This is a genomic window from Pseudomonas sp. 21 (assembly GCF_000955805.1).
Taxonomy (GTDB): domain Bacteria; phylum Pseudomonadota; class Gammaproteobacteria; order Pseudomonadales; family Pseudomonadaceae; genus Pseudomonas.
The window spans coordinates 614124-639758 of the sequence record NZ_JYOA01000001.1; the positions used below are offsets into that span (position 1 = coordinate 614124).

20 protein-coding genes are annotated in these 25635 nt (G+C 66.9%); 8 read left to right on the forward strand and 12 right to left on the reverse strand.

Translation table 11 applies throughout. The annotated features are described in order from the left end of the window. Position 1: 1 nt before the first annotated feature. The 3 genes from peaB to ccsA all read right to left on the reverse strand — a co-directional run bounded on the left by peaB (position 2) and on the right by ccsA (position 5460). Positions 2-1432 carry a quinohemoprotein amine dehydrogenase maturation protein gene (peaB, locus tag UB43_RS02675; RefSeq protein ID WP_045208167.1) on the reverse strand — a complete coding sequence of 477 codons (1431 nt, stop codon included), beginning with the start codon at positions 1430-1432 and terminating at the stop codon, positions 2-4. Between the two features lie 75 nt (positions 1433-1507). Beyond that, entirely contained in the window at positions 1508-3079 is a 1572-nt protein-coding gene (peaA, locus tag UB43_RS02680; protein WP_045208892.1) for a quinohemoprotein amine dehydrogenase subunit alpha, read from the reverse strand. A gap of 197 nt (positions 3080-3276) precedes the next feature. Continuing rightward, positions 3277-5460 carry a cytochrome c biogenesis protein CcsA gene (gene ccsA / locus UB43_RS02685; RefSeq protein ID WP_045208168.1) on the reverse strand — a complete coding sequence of 728 codons (2184 nt, stop codon included), beginning with the start codon at positions 5458-5460 and terminating at the stop codon, positions 3277-3279. 490 nt (positions 5461-5950) lie between these two features. Between ccsA and UB43_RS02690 the strand changes: the two genes are divergently transcribed. Both UB43_RS02690 and UB43_RS02695 read left to right on the forward strand, forming a co-directional pair. Continuing rightward, positions 5951-7624: an MFS transporter gene (locus tag UB43_RS02690; RefSeq protein ID WP_045208169.1), complete on the forward strand. Its 1674-nt coding sequence runs from the start codon at positions 5951-5953 to the stop codon at positions 7622-7624. A 398-nt stretch (positions 7625-8022) separates the two neighbouring features. Further along, on the forward strand, positions 8023-9516 hold the full coding sequence (locus UB43_RS02695; protein WP_045208170.1) for an aldehyde dehydrogenase: 1494 nt from the start codon (positions 8023-8025) through the stop codon (positions 9514-9516). A gap of 348 nt (positions 9517-9864) precedes the next feature. Here the strand turns inward: UB43_RS02695 and UB43_RS02700 are convergent, their stop codons facing one another. Together UB43_RS02700 and UB43_RS02705 are read right to left on the reverse strand one after the other, a co-directional pair. Further along, the gene (locus tag UB43_RS02700) at positions 9865-10524 is read right to left on the reverse strand and encodes a glutathione S-transferase family protein (protein ID WP_045208171.1); all 660 of its coding nucleotides are present in this window, start codon (positions 10522-10524) and stop codon (positions 9865-9867) included. A 64-nt stretch (positions 10525-10588) separates the two neighbouring features. Beyond that, the gene (locus tag UB43_RS02705) at positions 10589-11755 is read right to left on the reverse strand and encodes an MFS transporter (protein ID WP_045208172.1); all 1167 of its coding nucleotides are present in this window, start codon (positions 11753-11755) and stop codon (positions 10589-10591) included. A gap of 115 nt (positions 11756-11870) precedes the next feature. On the opposite strand from UB43_RS02705, the gene UB43_RS02710 reads away from it, so the two are divergent. From UB43_RS02710 to UB43_RS02720, 3 genes are all read left to right on the forward strand, one after another. After that, positions 11871-12368, forward strand: coding sequence for a MarR family winged helix-turn-helix transcriptional regulator (locus tag UB43_RS02710; RefSeq protein ID WP_045208173.1), 498 nt, complete (start codon positions 11871-11873; stop codon positions 12366-12368). Positions 12369-12654: 286 nt separating this feature from the next. After that, complete coding sequence (gabP, locus tag UB43_RS02715) at positions 12655-14067, forward strand: GABA permease (RefSeq protein WP_045208174.1); 1413 nt, start codon at positions 12655-12657, stop codon at positions 14065-14067. 61 nt (positions 14068-14128) lie between these two features. Continuing rightward, entirely contained in the window at positions 14129-15133 is a 1005-nt protein-coding gene (locus UB43_RS02720; protein ID WP_156160340.1) for a GlxA family transcriptional regulator, read from the forward strand. A gap of 114 nt (positions 15134-15247) precedes the next feature. Here UB43_RS02720 and UB43_RS02725 read toward each other — a convergent pair whose 3' ends face one another. Together UB43_RS02725 and UB43_RS02730 are read right to left on the reverse strand one after the other, a co-directional pair. Then, positions 15248-16942, reverse strand: a complete 1695-nt coding sequence (locus UB43_RS02725; RefSeq protein WP_045208176.1) for an amidase — start codon at positions 16940-16942, stop codon at positions 15248-15250. Between the two features lie 450 nt (positions 16943-17392). Next, entirely contained in the window at positions 17393-17782 is a 390-nt protein-coding gene (locus UB43_RS02730; RefSeq protein WP_256204874.1) for a hypothetical protein, read from the reverse strand. Positions 17783-17984: 202 nt separating this feature from the next. Between UB43_RS02730 and UB43_RS02735 the strand changes: the two genes are divergently transcribed. Further along, complete coding sequence (locus UB43_RS02735; protein ID WP_045208177.1) at positions 17985-18404, forward strand: transcriptional regulator; 420 nt, start codon at positions 17985-17987, stop codon at positions 18402-18404. Between the two features lie 4 nt (positions 18405-18408). Here the strand turns inward: UB43_RS02735 and UB43_RS02740 are convergent, their stop codons facing one another. Together UB43_RS02740 and UB43_RS02745 are read right to left on the reverse strand one after the other, a co-directional pair. Continuing rightward, the gene (locus UB43_RS02740; protein WP_045208178.1) at positions 18409-18909 is read right to left on the reverse strand and encodes a GNAT family N-acetyltransferase; all 501 of its coding nucleotides are present in this window, start codon (positions 18907-18909) and stop codon (positions 18409-18411) included. An 85-nt stretch (positions 18910-18994) separates the two neighbouring features. After that, a complete protein-coding gene (locus UB43_RS02745; protein WP_045208179.1) occupies positions 18995-19390 on the reverse strand; it encodes a RidA family protein in 396 nt (131 codons plus the stop codon). Positions 19391-19553: 163 nt separating this feature from the next. Between UB43_RS02745 and UB43_RS02750 the strand changes: the two genes are divergently transcribed. Further along, positions 19554-20477, forward strand: a complete 924-nt coding sequence (locus UB43_RS02750) for a LysR family transcriptional regulator (protein ID WP_045208180.1) — start codon at positions 19554-19556, stop codon at positions 20475-20477. 11 nt (positions 20478-20488) lie between these two features. On the opposite strand, the gene UB43_RS02755 is transcribed toward UB43_RS02750, so the two are convergent. Beyond that, on the reverse strand, positions 20489-21154 hold the full coding sequence (locus tag UB43_RS02755; RefSeq protein WP_045208182.1) for an O-methyltransferase: 666 nt from the start codon (positions 21152-21154) through the stop codon (positions 20489-20491). Positions 21155-21250: 96 nt separating this feature from the next. Here UB43_RS02755 and UB43_RS02760 point away from each other — a divergent pair, with 96 nt between their 5' ends. Next, positions 21251-21880, forward strand: coding sequence for a TetR family transcriptional regulator (locus UB43_RS02760; RefSeq protein WP_045208184.1), 630 nt, complete (start codon positions 21251-21253; stop codon positions 21878-21880). A 4-nt stretch (positions 21881-21884) separates the two neighbouring features. Here UB43_RS02760 and UB43_RS02765 read toward each other — a convergent pair whose 3' ends face one another. Continuing rightward, entirely contained in the window at positions 21885-22577 is a 693-nt protein-coding gene (locus tag UB43_RS02765; protein ID WP_045208185.1) for a B3/4 domain-containing protein, read from the reverse strand. 298 nt (positions 22578-22875) lie between these two features. Next, positions 22876-25488 (reverse strand): autotransporter outer membrane beta-barrel domain-containing protein, encoded by a 2613-nt coding sequence (locus tag UB43_RS02770; RefSeq protein ID WP_045208186.1) that lies wholly within the window; start codon positions 25486-25488, stop codon positions 22876-22878. Positions 25489-25635 lie beyond the last annotated feature (147 nt).

The window sequence follows — 25635 nt, forward strand, 5'->3', positions numbered from 1 at the left end:
GTCAGTGCGCCTTCCGCGGAGTGATGTGGCGGTCGATGAAGCTGGGGTTGGAGGCCATGATCCGGCTGTAGACCTCGATGCCGAAGTCGACCCAGTCCCTCATCAGTTCGCAGTAGTGGTAGGTGGGGTGCGCCGGGTCGCCGTAACGCGCGTAGCTCTCGTGGTAGCAGCCGCCGGAGCAGAGGTTGCGGATGTGGCAGCTGGCGCAGCCGGTGTCGGTGCGGTCCAGGCGCTGCGACAGGAAGTCGTTCAGCTCGGCCTGCTTCACCCCTTCATGGACGTTGCCGAAGGTCGGCAGCGAGGAACCGGTGAAGCGGTGGCACAGGTTCAGCTCGCCCTTGTGGTCCACCGCCAGCATCTTCAGGCCGGCGCCACACGGCAGGGCTTTCTTCTGCCCTTCGTGGATGTCGGTGATCAGCTGGTGCAGGTTGGAGAAGCCGATGTTGCGCCCTTCCAGCGCCTCGTCCAGGTAGCGGCGGCCGAGGGCCTTCATGCCGGCGAAGACCGCCTTCAGCTCGTCCCCGGTGAGGTTGTAGCTGCTGATATCGCCCGAGGTGACGGGGGCGAAACCGACTTCGGCGAAGCCCATCTCGTTGAACAGGTGGTTCCAGATGGTCTCGACATCGGTGACGCCAGTGGTGAGCGTCACCCGCGCGCCAACCGGCCGCGCGGTGTAGCGCGACAGCAGCATGTCGGCCTTGCGCCGCACCACGTCATAGGTGCCCTGCCCGCCCACGGTGATACGGTTGCGGTCGTGCACCGTCTTCGGCCCGTCGATGCTGATGGACAGCCCGAAGCGATGGGCGTTGAGCCAGTCGACGATTTCCTCGGTGAGCAGCGTGGCGTTGGTGGTCATGACGAAGTCCACCGTCTTGCCCAGCTCGCCGAAACGGCGCTCGCAGTAGGCAACCATGTGCTCGATCAGCGGGCGGTTGGACAGCGGCTCGCCGCCGAAGAACACCACGGTGTAGCGCTGCTCTTCGGGGGACTCCTGGATCAGCATTTCCACCGAGGCCTCGGCGGTTTCCGCGCCCATCTTCTTGCCGGCGGAGGGCTTGTCCAGGTCTTCCTTGTAGCAGTAGGTGCAGCTCAGGTTGCAACCGGTGTTGACGTTCAGCACCACGGTGTTGAGCGCGGTGCGGTCAACCTTCTTGATGCCGATTTCAGGGGTCAGCGGCGAGCCATCGCTGACCAGCTCCAGCGCGATCAGCTCGCGCAGGGTCTCGTCGATTTCCTCGGCGCCGAAGCGCCCGGCCAGGCGTTGGGTCAGCTCGTCCGGCGAGCAGGCATGCCCGCGCAGCGCGTCGATGATCCCGCCGGTCAACTCGTCGCTGGCGAACAGCGAGGAGCTGGGGATATGGAACAACAGGCGGTCGGCGTCGACCTGCACTTCGTGCAGGTTGCGTTCGACCAGATTCAAGATGGCGCCCATGGCGACCTCCCGGAACTTGCTTGCCAATCCCCGTCCGAAGACGGGGTTCAGGGGTTCAGTTCATCCGATCCCGCATCACGGGATCGGCGGGTTGTTCCAGCGCTGCACGGTGACGATCATGTGCCCTTCGCCCTTGTGCGACTGGCCGGCGTCGTCCACCGCGGCAATCACCTTCAGGTTGCCGGCGTTGTTGGTCATCATCTTGCGCGCCGGGTTCGGGCCAGCATCACCCGGCGTGAAGATGCCGCTGTCGGCGTCCATCACCCCGGCATACTTCACGTCCTCGTCTTCCTTGGCGCGGTCGTCGAAGGGCTCCACCGACCACTGCGCGGGGAATACGCCGATGCGGAACGGCTTGCCGTCGGCGCCCTTGCCCCAGGCCTCGGCGTCGAAGCTGCCCTGGACCTTGGGCGTCGAGCCGCCGTTGCCGCCGATGCGGGAGATGGAGAACTCCGGCACCACCTTGACTTCGGCGATGTCCTTGTACACCGCGAGGCTGCCGCCCTTGGCGGTGCCCACGCTGACATCGCGCTCGCCGGCAGCGGCCGAATCGCTGGCCTTGACCTTGACGGTCACGCGCTCGGGCGTCTCGGAAACCACCGACACTACCTCCACGCCCTTGCCGAACGATGGCTTGCCCTTCAGGCCAGTGCCGACCACGCTGACTTCGGTCTCCGCACCTGCCTTGATGTAGGCCGGCTGCACGCCCAGCACATGGCTGGTGCCATCCTTCGCCGCGACGAAGTCCAGGCCGCGCTCATCGTGCGCCTTGTCGAACATGCGGCCCTGCATCTGGCCGTTGAGGGCAGCGAATACCTGACGCATGGTCACGTCACCGACCTTCACCGCGCCGCGCCATTCGTAGCCGTTGTAGAGCACCGCACTGCCTTCGCCGTCGAATGGCGAGCCATCGGCATACTTGCCGGTCACGCTGACCTTGAAGGCGTCGTCGCCATCCTTCGCCACCTTCATGCTGCCGGCGACATCACCCTTGCCCGGCATGTGCCCGGCGAAGCTCCACTCGCCGGTCAGCGTCTCGGCCTTGGGCCGATTCTTCTGCCAGTCGCTCCAGGCCTTGTCTTCCAGCGGGAAGCGCTTGGCGAGCTCGGGGACCATCTCTTTCTTCGCCAGGTCGAACCAGTCGCGGTCGCGGGCCAGTGCCTGGTATTCCAGCGACGGCCAGCGTCCGAGGTGGAAGTTCACCAGCTTCTCCCACTCCGCCGCCGGGCGGCGTTGCAGGGCGATGCGCGCGGCCGAGTGGCAACGGGCGCACATCTGCTCGAAGTTGGTATCGAATTTCTCGACCGTGTTCAGCCGGCGCTCGAGGGCGTAACGCACGCCTTCGGTCTCGCTGGGTGCCAGGCCCTGCTTGTCGGCGAGGAACTTGACCACCGCACGACGCTCCTCGTCGGTGATCTTCAGGCCGTACATCACCTGCATGCGGCCGATGCTCATCAGCCAGCCTTCGGGGGTCTTGCGCTGGTGGCTGATACGGCTGAGGGAGTTGTTGCCTTCGGGCGTGTGGCACGCCTGGCACTTGGCGTTGATGATCGCCTGGCCCTCGGGTGCGGCCTGGGCCGTCTGGTGCAGCGCAAGGGCCAGTGCGGCCAGGGTTCCGGCACCCAGATAGTGCCGAAGTCGTGTCATCTTCAAGGTCAGGCCTCCTCGGTATTCTTGTTGGTTATTCGCGCCCACCGATGGGCTAAGAGCGTGCTCTTGAAAGCGGTTTTGCAGGTTGTGTGCCACTACTGCGAAAACCCCGCCGAATCAGGCTTTCGGCGGAATTCCCAGGCACGCCCGGCAGAGGACACCGGGCTTGCGACGTAACATTTCGCGATTGCTGTCTAACTCTGAGACAGGGCCCGTGAGACACCCTGCGAAGCAGTATGGTCCGGCTTGCGCAAAGCGCCGCCCGCCGGGAGCAACAAGGCGCCGAACAGCATGGTCAGCAGGCCGATCCAGACCAGCGAGAGGAACGGGAAGCGGCGCACCACCACGACGCTTTCGATATCGTCACCCGGCTGCTTGAGCAACCGCGCCGAGGCCGGCACCCAGATCTGCAGATCACCACTCCAGCCGCGGACGATGAACGGATGCAACACGTAGCCGCGATCCGAGGCGAAGCGCGCGTAGTGGTAGTCGAGGATTTCGCAGAGCTGGCGCACCGGCCCCTGGTAGGCCGGCGGGTTGCCCCGGCTGTCCTGGAACAGCGCGTGGCCGGCCAATGTGCGCTCGCCGTCGCGCAACTCGACCTTGGCCACCGCGTGGTAACCGGAGAAATCCGGGCGGCTGGCATCCGGCGAGACGCGCATCTGCATGCCGCCGATCACCGCGTGCCACTGCTCGAAGGACGTGCCCGGCGGGATACTGATCTGCTGGTAGCTGTTCAATGCCGTGGCGGCCAGCCCGCCCACCAGCGCGATCACCGCGCCGCCATGCACCAGCGCCAGCCCGCCGCTGTAGCGCAGGTTGCCCACCCGCCGGCTGCGCCACAGGCTCTGCACGCCCCACAGCAGGCAACTGAGCATCAGGAAGGCACCGCCCAGCAGTGCCGCGTCCAGCCACGGCAGCACCCGCACGATATTCTGCGAAAGCATGCCATCGCCGTTGTAGCCGCCGCTCAGCCAACCGCCGCGCCAACCGGTCCAGAGCATCACGGCAGCCATCAGCAGCGTCGCCAGCAGCGCCATCCGGGGGCGCCCGCACCGGCGCAGGAAGCTGTAGCCGCCCATCAGGCCAAGGGCCGCCAGCAGCGGCACGACCCAGTGCGCGAGGCCGTAGCCGTTGACGTCCCACTGGTCGAAGGCGCGGCGCAGGCTGTCCATCTCGGTGGTGGTGGCCCAGGCGGTCAGGGTCTCGAAGAAGGGCTTCAGCTCGCTCGGCCGCTCCATTCCCAGCCATTCGTAGAGGTGCGCCTGGAGCAGCGCGCCGAGGGCCAGCAGACCGGTGCCGGCGAACAGGTAGATGGCGACGTCCAGCGTCCAGTCCGACGCCCCACGCCGCCGCCCTGCCCGCTTGCGGGATCGCCACCCGGCAAGCAGGTGGAAGGCCGCGAGGGCCAGCAGGATCGCCGCCAACGCCAGGTGGCTGAGCCAGGAGGTGGTGCCGATGTAGCGGTGCGAGCTGGCCAGCACCGTGCTGCGGGTCACCGCCATGGCGCCGCAGGCCATGGCCGCCGCCAGCAGGCTGAGCACCGGCAGCAGCCGTGCGTAGGGGCCGTCCGCGCGCCAGCGGCGGGCGCCGTGCAGCACCGCGCCGAGCAACGCCCAGATGATGAAGGCCGAGGTCTGCACCGGGTCCCAGTGCCAGAGTTGGCCATAGGTGAAGTCCTCCATGGCCCAGGCCATACCCACGCCAATGCCCGCACTGAGGATCAGCCAGGCGCGGCGGCTGTAGCGCGGCATCACCCAGGCATAGGCGTGGCCACCCCGCCCCAGCGCCTCCAGCGCGGCGCCGGAGGGCGCCAACACCCAGGCGTAGGCGCAGAGGATCAGCGGCGCATGCAGGGACATCCAGAAGGTCTGCAGGTGGGCGTTCATGCCCTGGCTCGGCTGCGCCGCCAGCCAGCCCGCCGGCGTCGCACCGAACGGCCCCAGCCACGCGGCAGTGGCGACGTACCAGGCGGCGATCAGGGCCATGCCGCGCCCGGCCCAGCCGGGCAGCGCGGCGCTCTTCAGGGCGATCGCCATGCAGAAGGTTGCCAGCAGCAGTACCGTGCCTTCATCGCCACCCCAGAGGTTGGAAAACTTCAGGTAGGCCGGCAGCGCCGCACTGCTGTAGAGCCAGGCGTAGCGCAACTGGAAATGATCGGCCACCAGGTGCAGGCCAAGCGCAAGGCAGGCGCCGCACAGCGCACCGAGGGCAACCGGCCAAGCCAGCCCTCGCCGCTCCTGGCGAAGGGCTCCAAGGGCAATCAGCGCCGCCAGGGCCCAGAGCAACCCGTTGCCCACGTCGGGCAGTAACCACAACAACAGGCAGGTCAGCGCGGCCGCCAGCGGCCCCGCGATCCACGGCAACGACAGGTGCATCCTCTTCAAGCCAGGCCTCCTTGTGCAGCGCCGACGCGGCGCTGGGCGAAACCCGCAGCGCTTCACGTTGCGTGCCAGCCGGAAAAGTCCTTGCGAAACAGCGAGCTGCGCGTGTTCCGAACGCCCGTCCGCGTGACAGATCGCGACAGCTGTAGCAGTCTGAGACAGCCCTGACCGTTATAGACGATGGTCTAATTGCACGTCTTTCCAGCAAGGAAGTGCCCGTCATCGAGGCGCCAGCCAGACGCCTCGCGTCATCCGAGCTGTCCAGAACAGGTGCCAATCCGCGCCAGCCGGGGCTTTGCCGGCGGTCGCGGGTGGCCAGACGCGTGAGAACGATTATGCTTTCAGATGACCTTGCGGCCAGCCGCAGGGCCGCCTGTATTCACGCATCGCGCAATCCGTACGACCTGTCATCAGCCCTGGGCTCGAGTGCGGTAACGGAAATTGAGGGACTCCGGCCCAAAACAACAACAAGACGGAGACGAACATGGCGCAGACATACAGCCCGGCCGCGGGCAACGCTCCTCACAGCGGAATCACCAAGGAGGAGCGCAAGGTCATCTTTGCCTCCTCCCTGGGTACGGTGTTCGAGTGGTACGACTTCTACCTCTACGGCTCCCTGGCGGCGATCATCGCCAAGCACTTCTTCGCCGGGGTCAATGAAACCACCGCCTTCATCTTCGCCCTGCTGGCCTTCGCCGCCGGCTTCGCGGTGCGGCCCTTCGGCGCCATCGTGTTCGGCCGCCTGGGCGACATGATCGGACGCAAGCACACCTTCCTCATCACCATCATCATCATGGGCATCTCCACCGCCGTGGTCGGCCTGCTGCCCGCCTACGCCACCATCGGCGTGGCCGCGCCGATCATCCTGATCACCCTGCGCCTGCTGCAGGGCCTGGCGCTGGGCGGCGAGTATGGCGGCGCGGCGACCTACGTCGCGGAGCACGCGCCCAAGGGCAAGCGCGGCTTCTTCACCTCGTGGATCCAGACCACCGCGACGCTGGGCCTGTTCCTCTCGCTGCTGGTGATCATGGCCTGCCGCACCGTGCTCGGCACCGAGGCGTTCGAAGCCTGGGGCTGGCGGATTCCGTTCCTGCTGTCGATCCTGCTGCTGATCATCTCGGTGTATATCCGCCTGCAACTCTCCGAGTCGCCGGTGTTCCTGAAGATGAAGGAAGAAGGCAAGGCCTCCAAGGCGCCGCTGACCGAGTCCTTCGGCCGCTGGGAGAACCTCAAGGTGGTGATCATGTCGCTGCTCGGCGGCACCGCCGGGCAAGCCGTGGTCTGGTACACCGGGCAGTTCTACGCGCTGTTCTTCCTGCTGCAGACGCTGAAGATCGACGCGCAGACCGCCAACCTGCTGATCGCAGGTTCCCTGTTGCTGGGCACGCCGTTCTTCGTGTTCTTCGGCAGCCTGTCCGACCGCATCGGCCGCAAGAAGATCATCATGGCCGGCTGCATCCTCGCCGCACTGACCTACTTCCCGATCTTCCACGGCCTGACCCAGTTCGGTAACCCGGACGTGTTCGCCGCCCAGGAGAAGAACCCGGTCACCGTGGTGGCCGACCCTAACGCCTGCTCCTTCCAGTTCGACCCGGTGGGCAAGGCGAAATTCGTCAGCTCCTGCGACTTGGCCAAGAGCCTGCTGGCCAAGCGCGCCATCCCCTACGAGAACCTCAAGGCCGAGACCGGCGCGCTCGCCCAGGTGCACGTCGGCGACAAGGTCATCGCCAGCTTCGAAGGAGCCGGCATGCCGGCGGCGGAGTTCAAGGTGCAGTCGGAAGTCTTCACCGCGCAGCTCGCCGCCTCGCTCAAGGAGGCCGGCTACCCCGAGAAGGCCGACCCGGCGAAGATCAACCACCTGATGATGCTGGTGCTGCTGACCATCCTGGTGATCTACGTGACCATGGTCTACGGGCCGATTGCGGCGTGGCTGGTGGAGCTGTTCCCGACGCGCATCCGCTACACCTCCATGTCGCTGCCCTACCACATCGGCAACGGCTGGTTCGGCGGCTTCCTGCCCACCGTCGCCTTCGCCATGGTGGCCGCCACCGGGGACATCTACTACGGCCTCTGGTACCCCATCGTCATCGCGGTGATGACGGCCATCCTGGGCATCTTCTTCCTGCCCGAAACCAAGGACCGGGACATCACCGACTGACGGGCTGTGCCTCACCGAAGAGCCCCTCTCCCTGAAGGGAGAGGGGCCTGGTTCGGCGCGCCCTGGCATTTCATCTTCTGCCGAACACATCGCAACAGGATTGACTCAGCAGCCTTCGCCGCACGGATATGCCCTCTCCCTTCGGAGCGGGGCGCGCAGCCAGGGCTGGGGAGAGGGAACTCCCAGCTCCGATCTCCCCTTCCGCCAGCAGGCCAAACCGTCTCAATTGCTGTCGCAATGTGCGACAGCGGAACTCCGCCCCTTCTCTCGAATAAACAATAATTCTCTTTAAATTCAATGAATTGACGAAAATCACCAGCCTTGGCACAGCCGTTGCGATGCTCAGCCTCAGCGACTCCCAGACCGGGAGCACGAACAGACAACAAGAGGCCACCGCAATGCTCGCTTCCCTGCCCATCAAGCCCGAATCCCGCGCCTTCCTACAGCGCGCCCCGAAGATGCTGATCGGCTCCGACTGGACCTCCGCCAGCGACGGCGCCCTGATGGACCTGCGCAACCCGGCCACCGGCGAAGTGCTCTGCCAGGTGCCCGCCGGCACCGCCGCCGATGTCGACCGCGCCGTGCGCGCCGCGCGCCAGGCCTTCGATGACTCCGCCTGGAGCCGCACCCGCCCGCGCGAACGGCAGAACCTGCTGTGGAAGCTCGCCGACCTGATGGAGCGCGACGCCGACCTGCTGGCCGAACTGGAATGCCTGAACAACGGCAAGAGCGCCGCCGTCGCCCGCGTGATGGACGTGCAACTGGCCATCGACTTCCTGCGCTACATGGCCGGCTACGCCACCAAGATCGAGGGCAGCACGGTCGATGTGTCGATGCCACTGATGCCCGATGGCGACTTCCACGGCTACATCCGCCGCGAAGCCGTCGGCGTGGTGGGCGCCATCGTTGCCTGGAACTTCCCCCTGCTGCTGGCCTGCTGGAAACTCGGTCCGGCGCTGGCCACCGGCTGCAGCGTGGTGCTCAAGCCCGCCGACGAAACCCCGCTGTCCGCGCTGAAACTCGCCGAGCTTGTCCTGGAAGCGGGCTACCCGGCGGGCGTGTTCAACGTCGTCACCGGCGCCGGCATCACCGCGGGCGCCGCCCTCTCCCACCATCCGCTGGTGGACAAGCTGACCTTCACCGGCTCGACCCCGGTCGGCAAGGAAATCGGCAAGGCGGCCATGGACAACATGACCCGCGTGACCCTGGAGCTGGGCGGCAAGTCGCCGACCATCGTCATGGCCGACGCCGACCTCGCCACCGCCGCCGCCGGCGCCGCCCAGGCGATCTTCTTCAACCAGGGCCAGGTCTGCTGCGCCGGCTCGCGCCTGTATGTACAGCGCAAGCACTTCGACAACGTGATCGCCGACATCTCCGGCATCGCCAACGGCATGAAGCTGGGCAACGGCCTGGACCCGAGCATCGACATGGGCCCGCTGATCTCCGCCAAGCAGCAGAAGCGCGTGTTCGACTACATCCAACTGGGCCGCGACAAGGGCGCCACCATCGCCTGCGGCGGCGAGCAGTTCGGCCCCGGCTACTTCGTCAAACCCACGGTGATCGTCGACGTCGACCAGAAGAATCCGCTGGTGCAGGAAGAAATCTTCGGCCCGGTGCTGGTGGCCATGCCCTTCGACGACATCGAGGACGCCCTGCGCCTGGCCAACGACAGCCCCTACGGCCTGGGCGCGAGCATCTGGTCCAACGACCTGGCCGCGGTGCACCGCATGGTGCCGCGCATCAAGTCCGGTTCGGTGTGGGTCAACTGCCACAGCGCGCTGGACCCGGCGCTGCCCTTCGGCGGCTTCAAGATGTCGGGCGTGGGCCGCGAGATGGGCGCCGCCGCCATCGAGCACTACACCGAGCTGAAGTCGGTGCTGATCCGCCTGTAGGTGATCCATCACCCGGTGCAGGGATTTGCGCCTCTGCGTGAAGGGAAACGTCGCAACTGACCTGTAGGAGCGCGCCATGCGCGCGATCGCGGGCGCGGCCCGCTCCTACAATTGGGCTTCGACATCGAACCTGGGTCCAACCTGTCTACCTCGCCCGCGCGGTCCCCCTGCGCGGGTCTTGCATCCCCCGGTCGCGGCAGCGCTCGGGGGATTTTTTTCCTCTATCCCAACGCAGCGCTTTATGTAGGAGCGAGCTTGCTCGCGAACAGATGGACCGACGATTTGGGTGCTGGTCGGTTCGCGAGCAAGCTCGCTCCTACAAGAGCAGGCGGCCGGCGTTGGGGAAACTCAATCCCGATCCGGCGCCCCCAGCGGGAACAGCGACCGGTGCGGCCGCGCCTCTTCCACCGCGCGGGCGAAGGACGGGCGCGCCAGCAAACGCGAGCGGTAGGCACGCAGCGTCGGATACCGGTCGCCGATGGGGTGGGTCCAGTCCGCATAGAACAGCGAAGGAGCCGCGGCGCAGTCGGCAAGGCTGAAGCTGTCCCCCGCTGCCCAGGCACGCCCGGCGAGTTCCTCTTCCAGCCAGGCGTAGGCCAGTTCGAGCTTGCTCACCGCATGGGCCAGGCCTTCCGCGCGCTTGCCCGCTTCGCCGCTCATGGCACCGAGAACGGCATGCTGCACCGGGGTCATCACATGCCAGTCGAAGAAGCGGTCGAGGAAGCGCACGTCCAACGCCTTCAGCGGGTCGTCCGGCAGCAGGCGTACCGGGCCGGGGTGCTTCAGGTGCAGGTATTCGATGACGATGCTGGTCTCGGCCACGCTGTGCTCGCCATCGAGCAGCACTGGGAACTTCGCCAGCGGCCACAAGCGCAGCCAGTGCGCGCCGTTCTCCGGCTGATCCGGGCCGAGGCCGCGGAACTCGAAGGGCGTGGCGTTCTCGTAGAGGGCGATCAGCACCTTCTGCGTGTAGGAGGAAAACGGATGGCCGAACAGGATGAGGGACATGGCGGTTTACCCAGGGCAGACGAAAGTACTCAGCCTAGCCCCGAATGCCCGCGCCATGGATTTCTCAGCAGGCCTGTGCCTGCCCGACCGGGCGCGGCGGTGCGAAGCGACTGGCAAGCGCCAGCATCACCAGGCAAACCAGCGCCATGCCGATCCAGGCCGGCGCCAGGCTGGCCATGGACTGCCGGGCGAGCCCGGCCAGCAGCGGGAACAGCGCCGCGATCAGGTAGCCCACACCCTGCACGAAGCCCACCAGCGCGCCGGCGTCGGCGGGGCTGCGGGCTCTGTCCATGGCGACGATCAGCGACAGCGGGAACAGCGCGCCGATGCCCAGCCCGAGTCCGACCATGGCAAGCAGTACCAGCTGCTGCGGCCACATCACCAGCACGATCAGGCCGCCGAGCAGCAACGCAATGGCGAGCACGAGCGCCGGGCGACGGTCCGGCAGGCGGTCGATGAAGGCCGAGACCAGCAGGCCGGCGACCACTTCGGTCAACGTCAGGCCACCGAGCAAGGCACCCGCCTCAGTCGGCGTCCAGCCCAGGGAGGTGTAGTACGGCGGGAGCCAGGCGAGTACCAGCACGTAGGCGCCCGTGCCCAGACCGAAGAACAGCGCCAGCCATGCCGCGCGCCGGGCGATACCGGAGAACGCCGTTGCCGCAGAGCTGATGGGCGCCTCTCCCCGTGCCGCTCGGGCCCAGACCGGCAACGCCAACAGCGCGGGCAGCGCCCAGAATGCCAACGCCGGTAGCTCGCCCCAGGCTCTCGCCAGCCACGGTGAAGCCACGCTGGCCAGCACGGCGCCGCCCATGATCGCCGTGGAATAGGCACCCATCGCCCCGCCGACGCGCGCGCCGAAGCGCTGGCGGATGAACACCGGCAGCAACGCCTGGCAGGCGGCGATGCCCAGACCGGCGAGTACCGCGCCACCGAGCAGCCCGGCCTGCCCCGGCAGCAGGCGCAGCGCGCAGGCCAGGGCAATCAGCAGCAACCCGAACGCCACGCCGAGGCGCACGCCGAAATAGCGCAGCAATTGGGCGGCGCCCAGCGCGCCCAGGCCCATCAGCAGCACCGGCAGGCTGGTCAGCAGGCTGGCGAGGCTGTCGGACAGCTTCGCGGACGCCTGCAACGCATCCAGCAGCGGGCCGATGGAGGCCAGCGCCGGGCGCAGGTTGAGGCCGGCCAGCACGACGGCAAGCAGGCAGGCGGCGAGGGAAATGCTTCGAGACATGGCAAACATCCTTCCAGTGGGGCGCCAGCACTTGATCGCGAAGACGGCGCAGGCGAATATCTCTACATCAAGACAAATCCAATGTATCTCGACATCAAGATAAAAAGGAAGCCCCATGGACAGAGCCGCGTTCGCCGTCGAGCAATGGCGCCAGCAACTGCCCGAGCTGGATACCGACGGCATGCTCCTGCTCGGCCGCCTCGGCGAGGCCGCGCAACTGATCGCCCGCGACCACCTCAATCCGCTGTTCGCCGAGTACGGCCTGCAGCCGGGCGAGTTCGACGTGCTCGCCACCCTGCGCCGCAGCGGCCCGCCCTTCCGCCTCACGCCCACCGTGCTCTACGAGGCGGCGATGATCTCCTCCGGCAGCATGACCAACCGTCTCGACCGCCTGGAGAAACAGGGCCTGGTGCAGCGCATGCCCAACCCCGAGGATGGCCGCGGCTCGCTGGTCGGGCTGAGCGAAGCGGGCCTTGCGCTGATCGACGAAGCCGTCGGCGCCCATGCCGACAACCAGCGCCGGGTGCTCTCCGGCCTGAGTGCAGCCGAGCAGAAGAAGCTCGCCGGCCTGCTGGAAAAACTCCTCGCCAGCCTGCCCGACGCCGACGGTTGAACGAGCGCCCTCCGGCTTCGGCGGAGGGCTTCGCGCACAGGAACCATCGTCCCAGAGCGGCCCATGGCCACTATTCCGGCCGCCGCCGATGTCGTTTTTGGTCATGCCCACGGCGATTTCGAGCAACTCGCCACCCACCCACTGCCTTAGCTTGAGCCCCGCGTGAAGCGCATTGCCGCCACGCGGATTCCCCCCGCCTCGCCTTGAGAACCAGCGGCTGCGGGGAAGCTGCGCCCGGCCATGCGTCATCGCGCCCTACATAACAATTTCAATAAAAGGCCGACAGATGAGTGCTCCCAGTGCAAAAGGCGCCAATGGCGATCTGGTACAGGGCTTCAAGCCCCGCCACGTAACCATGCTTTCCATCGCGGGAATCATCGGCGCAGGGTTGTTCGTCGGCTCCGGCCACGCGATTGCCGCCGCCGGCCCTTCCGCCATCGTCGCCTACGCCCTCTCCGGGCTGCTGGTAGTGCTGGTGATGCGCATGCTCGGCGAGATGGCCGTGGCCAGCCCCGACACCGGCTCCTTCTCGGCCTATGCCGACCAGGCCATCGGCCGCTGGGCCGGGTTCACCATCGGCTGGCTGTACTGGTGGTTCTGGGTGCTGGTCATCCCCATCGAGGCCATCGCCGCCGGGGTCATCCTCAACAACTGGTTCCCGCAGGTCGAGACCTGGGTATTCGCCCTGTCGATGACCCTGCTGCTGACCGTCACCAACCTGTTCAGCGTGGCCAAGTACGGCGAGTTCGAATTCTGGTTCGCCATGCTCAAGGTGGTCGCCATCGTCGCCTTCATCGGCCTCGGCGCGGCGGCGCTGCTGGGCCTGCTGCCGGGGCGCGAGGTCAGCGGCCTGCACAGGCTGATGGGTGAACACGGCGGCTTCATGCCCAACGGCTGGACGGCGATCTTCAGTGCACTGATCACCACCCTGTTCAGCTTCATCGGCACCGAGGCGGTGACCATCGCCGCCGCCGAATCCAGCGACCCCAGCCGCAACATCGCCAAGGCCACGCGCTCGGTGATCTGGCGCATCAGCGTGTTCTACCTGCTGTCGATCCTGGTGATCATCTCGGTGGTGCCGTGGGACGATCCGCGCCTGGTGGAGATCGGCTCCTACCAGCGCACCCTGGAACTGCTGCACATCCCCAACGCACAACTGCTGATGGACCTGGTGGTGCTGGTCGCCGTGGCCAGCTGCCTGAATTCCTCGGTGTACATCGCCTCGCGGATGATCTATTCGCTGAGCCGCCGCCACGACGCCCCGGCCTTCATCCAGCGCACCTCGGCGGCGGGCGTGCCGCGCGCGGCGGTGATCGCCAGCACACTGATCGGCATGTTCACCACCCTGCTGAACTTCTTTGCGCCGGGCCGGCTGTTCGAGTTCCTGCTGGCCAGCTCCGGCTCCATCGCCCTGCTCGTCTACCTCGCCATCGCCGTGTCACAGCTGCGCATGCGCGGCATCCTGCGCCGGAGCAACCACGAACTGGTGTTTCGCATGTGGCTGTTCCCCTGGCTGACCTGGCTGGTGATCGGGATCATCAGCTTCATCCTGGCGGTGATGTTCATCATGCCGACGCACCGCGTGGAGGTGAGCTCGACCCTGGCCCTGACGGTGGTCATCATCCTGCTCAGCCAGACCAGCCGACGCACCTCGCCACCTCAACAGGCCGCCATCGGCCGCCGCGCCGTGCGCGGCTGAGCCAGCCGCCCACGCGCAGACGAGGTGCCGATTGGTCGAACGCCGCCAGTTCAGTGGAGCCATGCAGGGCCGCAACCTGCGCTACCTGGATGATGACTCCAGGGAGCCCGGCCGCCTCGCGCGGGTGGGCTTCCTGCTGCTCGAACATTTCTCCCTGCCGGCCTTCACCCAGGCGCTGGATACGCTGGTCACCGCCAACCTGATCCGCGTGCAATCGTTCGCTACCGAGACTTTCAGCCTCGACGGCGAATCGGTCACCAGCGACCTGGGTCTGGTGATCTGCCCCGGCGAGACGCTGAGCTCGGCGCAACTCGCCGAGCTCGACCTGCTGGTGGTCTGCGGCGGCCTGCGCACCCCGCTGCGCGCGATCCCCGAGCTGACGCGCCTGCTGCAGATCGCCGCCGACCGCGGCATCGCCCTCGCCGGCCTGTGGAACGGTGCCTGGTTCCTCGGCCAGGCCGGCCTGCTGGACGGCTACCGCTGCGCGATACACCCGGAGAACCGCGCGGCGCTGGCGGAGATCGCCCGCCACAGCGAAGTCACCAGCGAGAGCTACCAGGCCGACCGCGACCGCCTCACCGCCGCCAGCCCCACCGGCGCCTTCAACCTCGTGCTGGAGTGGATCAACGCGCGGCACGGCCGCGAACTGGTGGACGCCATCGTCGACATCCTCGCCTTCGAGGAATCGCGCTTTCGCCGCACCCGCCCGGCGCTGCACGAAAAGCTCAGCGAGCCGCTGCGCGAGGCGATCAACCTGATGAGCGCGAACATCGAGGAACCGCTGAGCCAGGACCAGCTGTCGAGCTACGTCGGGCGCTCCAAGCGGCAGATCGAACGGCTGTTCCAGGAACAATTGGGCACCACGCCGGTGCGCTATTACCTTGAGCTGCGCATCACCGAAAGCCGCCGCCTGCTGCAGCATTCCAGCCTGCCGATGTACGAGGTCGGGCTGGCCTGCGGCTTCGTCTCGCCCAGCCACTTCAGCAAGTGCTACACGTCTTTCTACGGCTATTCGCCGTCCAGGGAAGCGCGCTACGGCTGCGTGAAAGCCCAACGAACCTTGTAGGAGCGCGCCATGCGCGCGATTCGCGGGCATGGCCCGCTCCTACAGGGAGACACCTGCGCCAGCCATAAAAAAACCGCGCCCTGAGGCGCGGCTTTTCAACTGCCGTAGTGCCGATCAGCCCAGCGGCGGCGTGCTCGGCGGCACCAGGCGCTTGGAGCCAGTGGCCTCGAAGGCCGCGGCGAAGCGCAGCAGCGCGGAGTCGTCATAGGCGCGGCCGGCGAAGGTCAGGCCCACCGGCATGCCGATGTCGGCCATCACGCCCATCGGCACGGTGACGGTCGGCACGCCCAGGTGACGGATCGCCAGGTTGCCGTTGGCGACCCAGATGCCGTTGCTCCAGGCGATGTCGGCCGATTCCGGGTTCACGTCGGCGTCCGCCGGGCCGACATCGGCCACGGTGGGGAACAGCACGGCGTCGAGCTTCAGGCCGTCCATCCAGTCTTCCAGGTCGAGCTTGCGGGTCTTTTCCAGGCCGCGCAGGCCGTCGGGCAGGCTCTCGATCTGGTCCCAGGTCTTCAGGCCACGCTTGGCCATGTTGACGTACTCGTCCATGCCGGCGACCAGGTCGTCCTCGCGGTTCGGCAGGGTGCCCGGGTCATGGGGGAAGATCTTCGGCCCGTCGACGTCGGCCAGCTTGTTGAGCTTGGGGTCGCCGTTGGCGCGAAGGAAATCGTCGAAGCCCCAGCCGGACAGCTCCCACAGCTCGTCATGCATGAACTGCTCGGTAACGAAGCCACGGTTGAACACGGTCGGCGCGCCAGGGCGGTCGCCCTCGCAGTTGGAAACCAGCGGGAAGTCCACTTCGACGACTTCGGCGCCGGCGGCTTCCAGGGCCTTGCGGGCCTGTTCCCAGAGGTCGATGACCGAGGCGCGGGTGTTGATGCGCTGGCCGGTCGGACCGCCGATGCCGGGTTTCTCGCTGGTGCCGGCCAGTTCGTCCTTGTTGATGAACATGCGCGGTACGCCCAGGCGCTTGCCCTTGAGGGCTTCCGGGCCGGCGGCGAGGTCCAGGTAGGAAGCCGGGCGCACTTCGGAAACGGCAGGGATCGGCACCCACGGCTGCAGGCGCCAGAGGTCGCCACGCTTGTCGGTGTCTTCGGCGACGACCACGTCGAGCACTTCCAGCAGGTCGGCCATGGTACGGGCGTAGGGCACCACCACGTCCATGGTCGGGGTCAGCGGCCAGTTGCCACGAACCGAGATCACGCCACGGGACGGGGTGTAGGCGCACAGGCCGTTGTTCGAGGCCGGGCCACGACCGCTGGACCAGGTTTCTTCCGCCAGGCCGAAGGCCGAGAAGCTCGCGGCGGTCGCGGTGCCGGCGCCGTTGGAGGAGCCGGAGGCGAAGGGCGCGGTGAGGAACTTGCGGTTGTACGGGCTTTCCGCACGGCCGTAGACGCCGCGCTGCATGCCACCGTTGGCCATGGGCGGCATGTTGGTCTTGCCCAGGCAGATGGCGCCGCCGGCGCGCAGGCGCTCGACGGTGAAGGCGTCGCGGTAGGCGACCAGGTCCTTGAAGGCCGGGCTGCCGGAAGCGGCGGTCAGGCCTTTGACCAGGTAGCTGTCCTTGGCGGTGTAGGGGATGCCATCCAGCGGGCCGAGGGTCTCGCCACGGGCGCGGCGGGCGTCGGAGGCTTCGGCTTCCTTCAGGGCCTCGGTGTTGCGCACGACCACGGCGTTCAGCTGGGTCGGGCCATCGTAGGCGTCGATGCGCGCGAGGTAGGCCTTGACCAGTTCGACCGCGGTGGTGCGGCCCGACTCCAGGGCTTCACGCAGCTGCGCAATGGAAACTTCGGTTACCTCGATCATGCTTTCACCGTCGGCTGAAGGGTGGTGGGAAGGGGCAGGTCTGCGTCGCGACGGACCCAGACGGCGCAAGTCGGAAAATGCGTGTTCATCTCGATTCTCTTGTACTTCTGTTACGCGACGGGAGTGAGTTTACCGTCGGCCGGCGGCGTCGTTCAGCGCCCGGCGGACAAACCGGATGCGCATCCTGGGCACGGAAAGGCGAATACAGCCGCCAGGGCGCACACACTGGCATGACCGATCAGAATACACAACAGTCGTAAATTAAAAAAAACGCCCATCGAGTGGGGGGCTCGACGGGCGATACGTGGGCGCTGGGGGGAGCGCCCCTGGAGAGTGAATCAGCGAAAGCCCGATGGCAGACACTGACGCAGGCCTTTCGCCGCCTGCCGGCGCTGGGCGGGTCGCTGGGGGGAGCGATCCGCTCGAAGACGTATCAACCTCTACAGATCATCAACCGTGCTGCGAGCACTGGTAGGCGGCGTCCAGCAGCTCGCCCTTGTCCTGCCAGGCGCTGCGCTGGTAGGCGCTGAAGTGGTTGCCGCCGGCGATCGGGGTCACCTGCACGATACCGCTGGCCTGCAGCGGGTCGGCGCTGCCGGTGAGCAGCCGGCGGGTGGTGCCGCTGTCGCTGACGAAGGTGGCGGTGCCGGGGGTGAGCCGGCCGTCGACACAGCTCAGGTAGGCGCTGCTGTCCTGGGCGGTGGTGCCGCCGAGGCTGTCCCAGCTCAGCCGGGTTTCGGAGGTCGCCGCGCAGCCGGTGAGGCTGGCCACGGCCAGCAGCAGCGGGCCGAGGGCGATGCGGGCAGCCAGGCGATTGGGTGTGGGGCGCTGGGTGTTCATCGATTCTGTCCCTTGCTCGGTTCAACAAGCTCTTGGGACAGATACTCAGCCGCGCCCGGCCCGCGCACCACTCGATTGCATCGATAGTGAAGCTCGACGTCATCGATGGTTGCACGCCGCTGCGCAGGAAGTTCGAACCCTCACCGCCCGGCCGGGTCGCAAATCAGGAAGCCCTTGTCTGTCTAACCCCGGAGGACACGCCATGAGCTACGACTGGGACCTGATCGAACGCCTGCTGCTGCGCGCCCAGGAATGCGCCGACCAACCCTACAAGGCCCGCGAATGCGGCGAGGAAGTGGCCGAACAGCACCGGCTGCAGGGCGAGCCGGTGAACGGCAGCGTGGACCATCTCAAAAGGGTTGCCGGTGACCTGGAGGGTGATCTGCTCAGGAACGGCTACATCCGCGAACGTCCACGCGAGCATGGCGGCACCGGCAACAACGTCGAGTTGACCGACCGCGGCACCGAGTTGCTCACCCTGATCAGCCGCAGCTTCCCGGACCACCTGGTGTTCCGCCAGTTGCTCGACGAACAGGGCGAAACCGCATTGCTGCCGGAATCCTTCGACCTGCTGGCCGAACGCGCCACCCGCGACCGGGTGAACGATCGACCGGAGCGCTGAAGGCTCAGGCGGCTGGCAGCTCCATCACCATCTCGTGCCACGCCATGCCGCCGTGGTCGGACGCCGACGGCTTCACGTAGCGGTAGCCGAAGCGCTCGTAGAGCGGCACGTGGCGGTCCTTGCACATCAGGTGGATGGTGCGCTTGCCCAGGCCCGCCATGCGTTCGACGAAAGTCCGCATCAGCAGCGACGCATAGCCTTTGCCCTGCTGCGCCGGGTCGATCACCACCGACATGATCACCACGTTGGGCGCCGCCGGATCGTGGCCGATGAGCTCCTTGAAGTCCTCGTCGGACATCACCACCTCGAACGCGCAACCGCTGTTGATGAAGCCGATGATCTCGCCGCCCAGCTCCATGATCAGGAAGCCTTCGGGATACTGCGCGATGCGCGTGGCGATCTTCTCGCGGGTGGCCGCCTCGTCGCCTTCGTAGGCGGATATTTCGATCTCGAAACAGCGGTCGGTGTCGGCGGGAGTGGCAGTGCGGAAGGTCGGAGCGGTCATGGGCGAAATCCTGGCAGGGCAAAACAGGACGGCATGGTAAAGAAACCCGGCCCTCCCGTCTCGCCGCCCTGCCCTGCGGCCGGCTTCAGTCCTGTGGCAGGCGCGCGATCACCTTGATCTCGAAATCGAAGCCGTAGAGCCAGGTCACGCCCACCGCCGTCACCGTCGGATAGGGAGCGGCGCCCCAATAGTCGGCGGCGACCTGCCAGGCGCGCTCGAAATTCGCCTGGGGGTCGACCAGGAAGATCGTCACGTCCATCACGTCATCGAAGCTGCAACCGGCGGCGTCGAGGATCGCGTTGAGGTTAGCGAAGGCGCGCCGCACCTGGGCATCCAGGCCGGCCTCGGGCGAACCGTCCTCGCGGCTGCCCACCTGGCCCGAGACGAACAGCAGGCCGTTGCTGCGGATCGCCGGGGAGTAGCGGTTGCGCTCATAAAGAGCCTGGCGGCCGGAAGGGAAAACCACGTCACGTGTACTCATCTGCTTGCTCCAGCGAGGGGCGCGATGGCCCCGGTTCAAGGATGGAGGCAGGTTACGGCGCGCGGGGGCAGCGATAATCGGGCAACGCTGGTCAGCATTGTTTGTAGAATCCAAACAATCAGCCCTTTTCAGCGCCCTCCTTCCTGAGCCAGCCGGAGCCGCCATGGACCGTTTCGATGCGATGCAAGCCTTCGCCCGCGTGGTGGAAACCGGCAGCTTCACCAAGGCCGCCGACACCCTGCACATGAGCCGCACCAGCGTGACCCAGCTGATCCAGCAACTGGAGGCGCGGCTGCGCGTTCGGCTGCTCAACCGCACCACGCGCAAGCTCAACCTCACCGCCGACGGCGCCGCCTACTACGAGCGCGTGGTGCGCCTGCTGGCGGACATGGACGACGCCGAGACCAGCCTCTCCAGCGCCGCCGCCCTGCCCCGCGGCCGGCTCAGGGTGGACGTGCCCAGCCCGCTGGCGCGCATCCTGCTGATCCCCGCGCTGCCGGGCTTCCACGCGCGCTACCCGGACATCCAGATCGACCTGGGCGTCAGCGACCGCATGGTCGACCTCATCGATGAGAAGGTGGATTGCGTGGTGCGCGGTGGCGAACTCACCGATCAATCGCTGATGGCCCGGCGCGTCGGCGACCTGCCGCTGGGAGTCTTCGCCGCGCCTTCCTACCTGCAGCGCGCCGGAGTGCCGGAGCACCCGCGCGACCTGGAGAACAGCCAGCAGCGCATCGTCGGTTACCTCTGGGCGCGCACCGGCAAGCCGTTGTCGTACGCGCTGCACAAGGAGGGCGAAACCGTGCAGGTCCAGGGTCGGCCGGTGCTGACCGTGGACGACGGCAACGCCTACCTCGCCGCCGGTATCGCCGGCATGGGTGTGCTCTGGCTGCCGCGCTACATGGCCGGCGAGGCCGTGGCGCGCGGCGAACTGGTGGAGCTGTTCGCCGGCTGGACGATGGAAACCATGCCGCTGTTCGTCGCCTTCCCGCCCAACCGCCACGTCAGCGCCAAGCTGCGGGTGTTCATCGACTGGGTCGTCGAGCTGATGGCGCGGCATGCGCCGGTGGCCCGGCCGCCGCTCTAGACGGCGCAGCCTCAGCCCAGGCGCATGGACAACTCCACATCGTCCGCGAAGGGAATCGACAGGTAGCGCCCGCCCGGCAGGCGCACCTCGGCCAGGTACTCGGGGCAGTAGTCGGCGTTGTCCGCGATGACCAGCGCGCCGGGACGCAGGCGGCTTTCCACCAGGGCGAGGATTTCCGGGTAGAGCGACTTGGCGCCGTCGAGCAGCACCAGGTCGATGCGTTCAGGCAGGTCGCGGGCCAGCGTCTGCAGCGCATCGCTCTGGCGGATTTCCACCAGGTCGGCCACGCCACCGGCAATCAGGTTGGCCTGGGCGCGTGCCACTTTCGAAGGTTCGAACTCGCTGGTGATCAGCCGGCCGCCGCCGTTGTCGCGCAGCGCTGCTGCCAGATGCAAGGTGGAAATGCCGAACGAGGTGCCGAACTCGACGATGTGCCTGGCGCCGATGCTGCGCGCCAGCATGTACAGCAGCGCACCGGTTTCCCGCGAGACGGGCAGCGGCTGGTCCCTGAGCTGGCCATAGAGTTCGCGGTACTGCGTCTTGCTCTGCATCAGGCGCGTCAGCGCGGCCTGGTCGAGATTGGCGAAGGCCGGGCTGGACTGGGGAGAGGCCGCATCAGCTTCCTCGAAGAGGCGTTGCAGCAGGGGCGCCACGGGGGCAGAAGTGAGGGTCGTCATGGTGGGTTTCCCGTGTGGAATTTGAGTGCGAAAAAGCGCCCGACTAGAATGCGATCTTTTCGTCAGGTTTTACTATTCGCATTGCCGGAGCCACACATGAGCGAACGCCGCAGCCCGCGTATTTCCACGCGCAAGGAGCCGAAACAGGCCCGTTCCAACGACCTGGTGACGGCCATTCTGGATGCCGCTGTTCAGGTTCTGGAGAAGGAAGGCGCCTCACGTTTCACCACCGCGCGGGTGGCCGAGCGCGCCGGCGTCAGCGTCGGCTCGCTGTACCAGTACTTCCCGAACAAGGCGGCGATCCTGTTCCGCCTGCAGAGCGACGAGTGGCGGCAAACCACGGAGATGTTGCGCGGCCTGCTGGCGGATGAAACGCAGGCGCCATTGCAGCGCCTGCGCAACCTTGTCCATGCCTTCATCCGCTCCGAGTGCGAGGAGGCGCGTATGCGTATCGCCCTGAGCGATGCTGCTCCGCTCTACCGCGATGCGCCGGAGGCCCGCGAAGCCAAGGCCGCCGGCGAGGGCATTTTCCAGGCGTTCATCGCCGAAGCCCTCCCGCTCGCTCCCGAAGCACAACGCACGCTGGCCCGCGAGTTGATCACCACGACGCTCGGCTCGGTGGGCAAGCAGTTCTCGGAAAGCCCGCGCAGCGCCGAGCAGATCGATGCATTCAGCGACGCGATGGCGGATATGTTCTGCGCCTACCTGAAGAGCCTCATGCAATAGAGGCTTACCCCCGACACTCCACCAGCAGCGCCTCGGCCTTGGCGCCCGGCATCATTTCCTGCAGCCCGTCGATCAGTTGATCGCCCGCCTCGCGCAGGGCTTCCAGCGGCATCTGCGGCAGGCTTTCGAGGATGAACCACATCTGCTGCGCCTCGGCATCCAGGCGGGTGCGCACGCCCTGCCGCCAGTTCCAGCGGCGGCAGGTGACGCCGAGGTCGTCACGCCAGACGACTTCGCCGGCGTCGGGCGACTCGTGGGCCGGCGCGCCGTCCTTCATGGTGTCGAAGCGTTCGTTGCCTGCGGCGATCACCAGGCGCGGGGTTCCGGCGTAGGCGGCGAGGTTCTCGCCACCCACCGGAATCGCGAACTGCACGCTGATGGCGTTGTACAGGTCCACCACCGGATCGATGACCGGCAGGCTGCCGTCACGCAGCACACGCTTGCGCAGCGCCTCCGCCGAACAGGGCGTGCGCTGGGGTTTGGCGCCAAAGCGGCGAAACACTTCGGCCCACGCCGCCAGGTGCGCCTCGGCCCAGGCCGGCTCGCCCGCCAGGAGCGCCGCGCAGGCTCGCTGCCGGGCCTGCTCGGCCACCGCAGGATGGCGGATCGGCGCGGCCTCGACCGTGATGCTCAGGGCGCGAAAGCCAGGGGCGATGGAAGCGATGGCGGGGTCAATGCGAGGCGTGACGGGAGGCATGGTGAAATCCTTGGTGTGCAGCGGAGGCGGATGATCGAATTGCCCGCCTCAGCGGCGGACGAAGTTGCGCTTGTTGTAGTCGCCCCAGGCGACGGACAGGGTTTTCAGCAGGCAAAGCAAAGCGGTCCATCTGGACTTCATGGGAATGTCTCCGGAATCGGTGGGCACGAAGGCGCCAGGCAGCACGCCCGGCCTGGGTATTTCTAACGGGAGGACGCCGGCGCTGCCATGAAATCCCCGAATGAAGGATAAGCTGCGCTAATGGATGACACGCTGAATCAAGTTTTCTAATGCCGCTTTACCAGCTGACGCGTACGCCGATGCTGCCCGTCAGGGACTCCTGGTTTTCGCTGTCGAGATTGCCGCTGTAGGTGGCTGACGCGTAGAGCGCGACGTCCCGGGAAAGGCGCGCAGCGATGCCGCCACCGATGTCCATCGAACTGCTCTGATGGTCGGTGCGGATGGCATCGGCGTGGTCGTAGACCACCGCATCGCGCCCGCCGAAAGTGTGCCAGAGGTTGCTGCGCAGCCAGGGTTCCAGCGGTGTTCCGTTGACCAGGTAGCGCCCCTTCAGGCGCACACCGAGACGGCCGGTGTAGAACTCCTGATTGTCAAAGGACACATGGGAAATCCCGTCGTCGTCGCTGTCCAGCGAGACCTTCTGTGCAATCAGCTGCGCTTGCGGTTCGATTACCCAGCGCGCGCTGAGCGGGAACGGATGACCGGCCTCGGCGGAGACCGCCCAGGCATGCCCATCGAGGTCGATCTTGTAACCGCGATCGGAACGACTACGGCCATCCAGGCGTGTGCCCATGGCGACCAGATCGAGATAGCTGCCGGCAGGATGACTCAGGGTCCAGTAGGCGCCGAGGCTGTCGCCATCCAGGTCGATGTCGCCACTGTGACGATCCTCGAAGCCGAGGCTGAACCCCTTCACGTCGCCGTCGATGCTGGAGTGGCCGGCGAACAGGCCCGCCCGCTGGGTGTAGCCGTTGCTCGTCGTCAGGCCGAACAGGTCGTGGCCGATCTGAAAACCGTTGAGGTTGCCGTCGAAGCTGGGCGAGGCGTTCCCCGACCAGCTCTGCCGCAGGTCCTGCCCCAGGCCTCGCACCCAGCCGGCCGGCAGCGCGCCGGTTTCGCCGAGCAGGCTCTGCTCGCCCTGGCGCTCGTGGAAGGTGCCGATGGCGCTGAGCACGAGCAGCGAAGCCACCGGCGGCACGGCAGAATACAGCGGCACTTCCGGGCGGTAGATGACGATGGTCTCGCCCGCACTCGGCGTGGGCAGCGAAGGCGTTCCGGGTGCTGCCACAGGGGCGGTGGCGGCGGGCACGAAGGGAGCCTCGGGGTCCTGCGGTGCGCCGGGCTGTTCTGGCGTACCGGGCTGCTCCGGAGTGCCAGGCTGTTCCGGCGTGCCGGGCTGCTCTGGCGTGCCAGGCTCCTCCGGAGCCACTGCCTCCGGAGCCGACACGCTGGAGCGCAGGTACCAGCTGTTTTCCGATCCGGCGGTATAGCCGCCCTTGAACAGGTAGTACTGGTACGGACCGGCCGACAAACCTTGGGCCAGGCTGAACGCGTCGTTGGTGCTGACCGCGCCCGCTCCCGCCTCGACCACCTGGATGCCGTTGAGCTCGGTCAGCGCGCCAGCGCCATTGAGGTTGCTGATCTCCAGGGAGGTGAGACCTGCAATGCTGCCCTGGTTCACCACCAGGCGATCGGACGCCGCCTGGTCGCCAGCCAGTACGCTCTGCAGGCGCAGGATGCCGCCATTGCCCTGGTAGTCGCCGTTGACGGTGAGGCGATCGGAGGCGCTGGCGCCGGAGGTGGTCAGGTCGATCACCCCGGCGTTGACCAGCCTGGCATTGAGCGCGGCATTGCTCGGCACCACTCGCCCACCGCTGGAGGTCAGCAGGCTGCTGGAATCCAGGGACAGCGTCCCCGTGCCGGACGCGCTGTCCCCCAGGACCAGGGTGTCGTTGAGGTCCAGGCGCGAGCCCTGGATCAGATCGATGCTCTCCCAGCCCACGTAGCGCCCGCCTCGATTGGTCGAGGTGTTGGCGAAGGTCAGCCGGTCAGTTCCCGCACCACCATCGAGAGAGGGAGTGCTGCCCAACTGGATCTCGCTGAGGTTGGTGAGCGTGGCGACGTCGTCACCATCGCCCATCAGGATGGCGCTGCGCACCGTGCCACCGCCCGTCCAGTTCAGAACGTCGTTACCCACGCTCATCAGGATCTGCCCGCGTATCCCGCCGCCGGTGAGGGTCACGCTGTCATTGCCGCCGCTGAGGCTGACGTTACCGCCAATGCTGCCGCCGGAGACGATGATGGTGTCCTGGCCGAAGCCGGTGACCAGATTGCCGATGATCGAACCACCGGACAGGTCGAAGAGGTTGTTGTCCAGCTTCATGTCCACGCGGCCGATGGTGCCCCCACTCATCCATGCCGAATCGCCGTCTTCGAAGGCGCCGATAATGGTGCCGCCGGTCATGCTGAAGGTGTCGCGCTGGTCGCCCTGGGCGAGGGAACCGATGATGCCGCCACTCATGCGGAAATCATCGATGCCATCGCCCTGGCTGACCGCTCCCTGGATGGACCCGGCGCTCATCACCAGGCTGTCGGCGCCTGCGCCCTGGGCCAGGCTGCCACCGATGCTGCCCGACTCCATCAGCACCCGGTCGTTACCAGCGCCGAAGGTGACGTTGCCGGTGATTGCCCCCGTGCCGGCGGCCGGGAAGGTCAGGCTGTTGTTGCCTGCGGTATCGGTCAGCGATGGAGCACTCCCGGAGCTGCAGACATGGCTGTCATTGCCCGGCCCCGGACTGAGCGTGCAATCGGCGCGGGTCGGCGACCCGGGCAGCATCAGGCTCAGCGGAACCAGCGCACCTAAAGCGAACTGCAAGCGGGGCCATGCCATCGTTCAAGGGAATCCTGGTAGGGGGCTCCCTGAAAGTCATAGTTGATCACTCGGAGATGGCAACCCTGCCTCCGCCGCCCCGACGAGCCGCACCGCCGCTTTCCAGGGCCCTGTTTCACCAGCCATGTGGCCGCAACGGAGCGACGC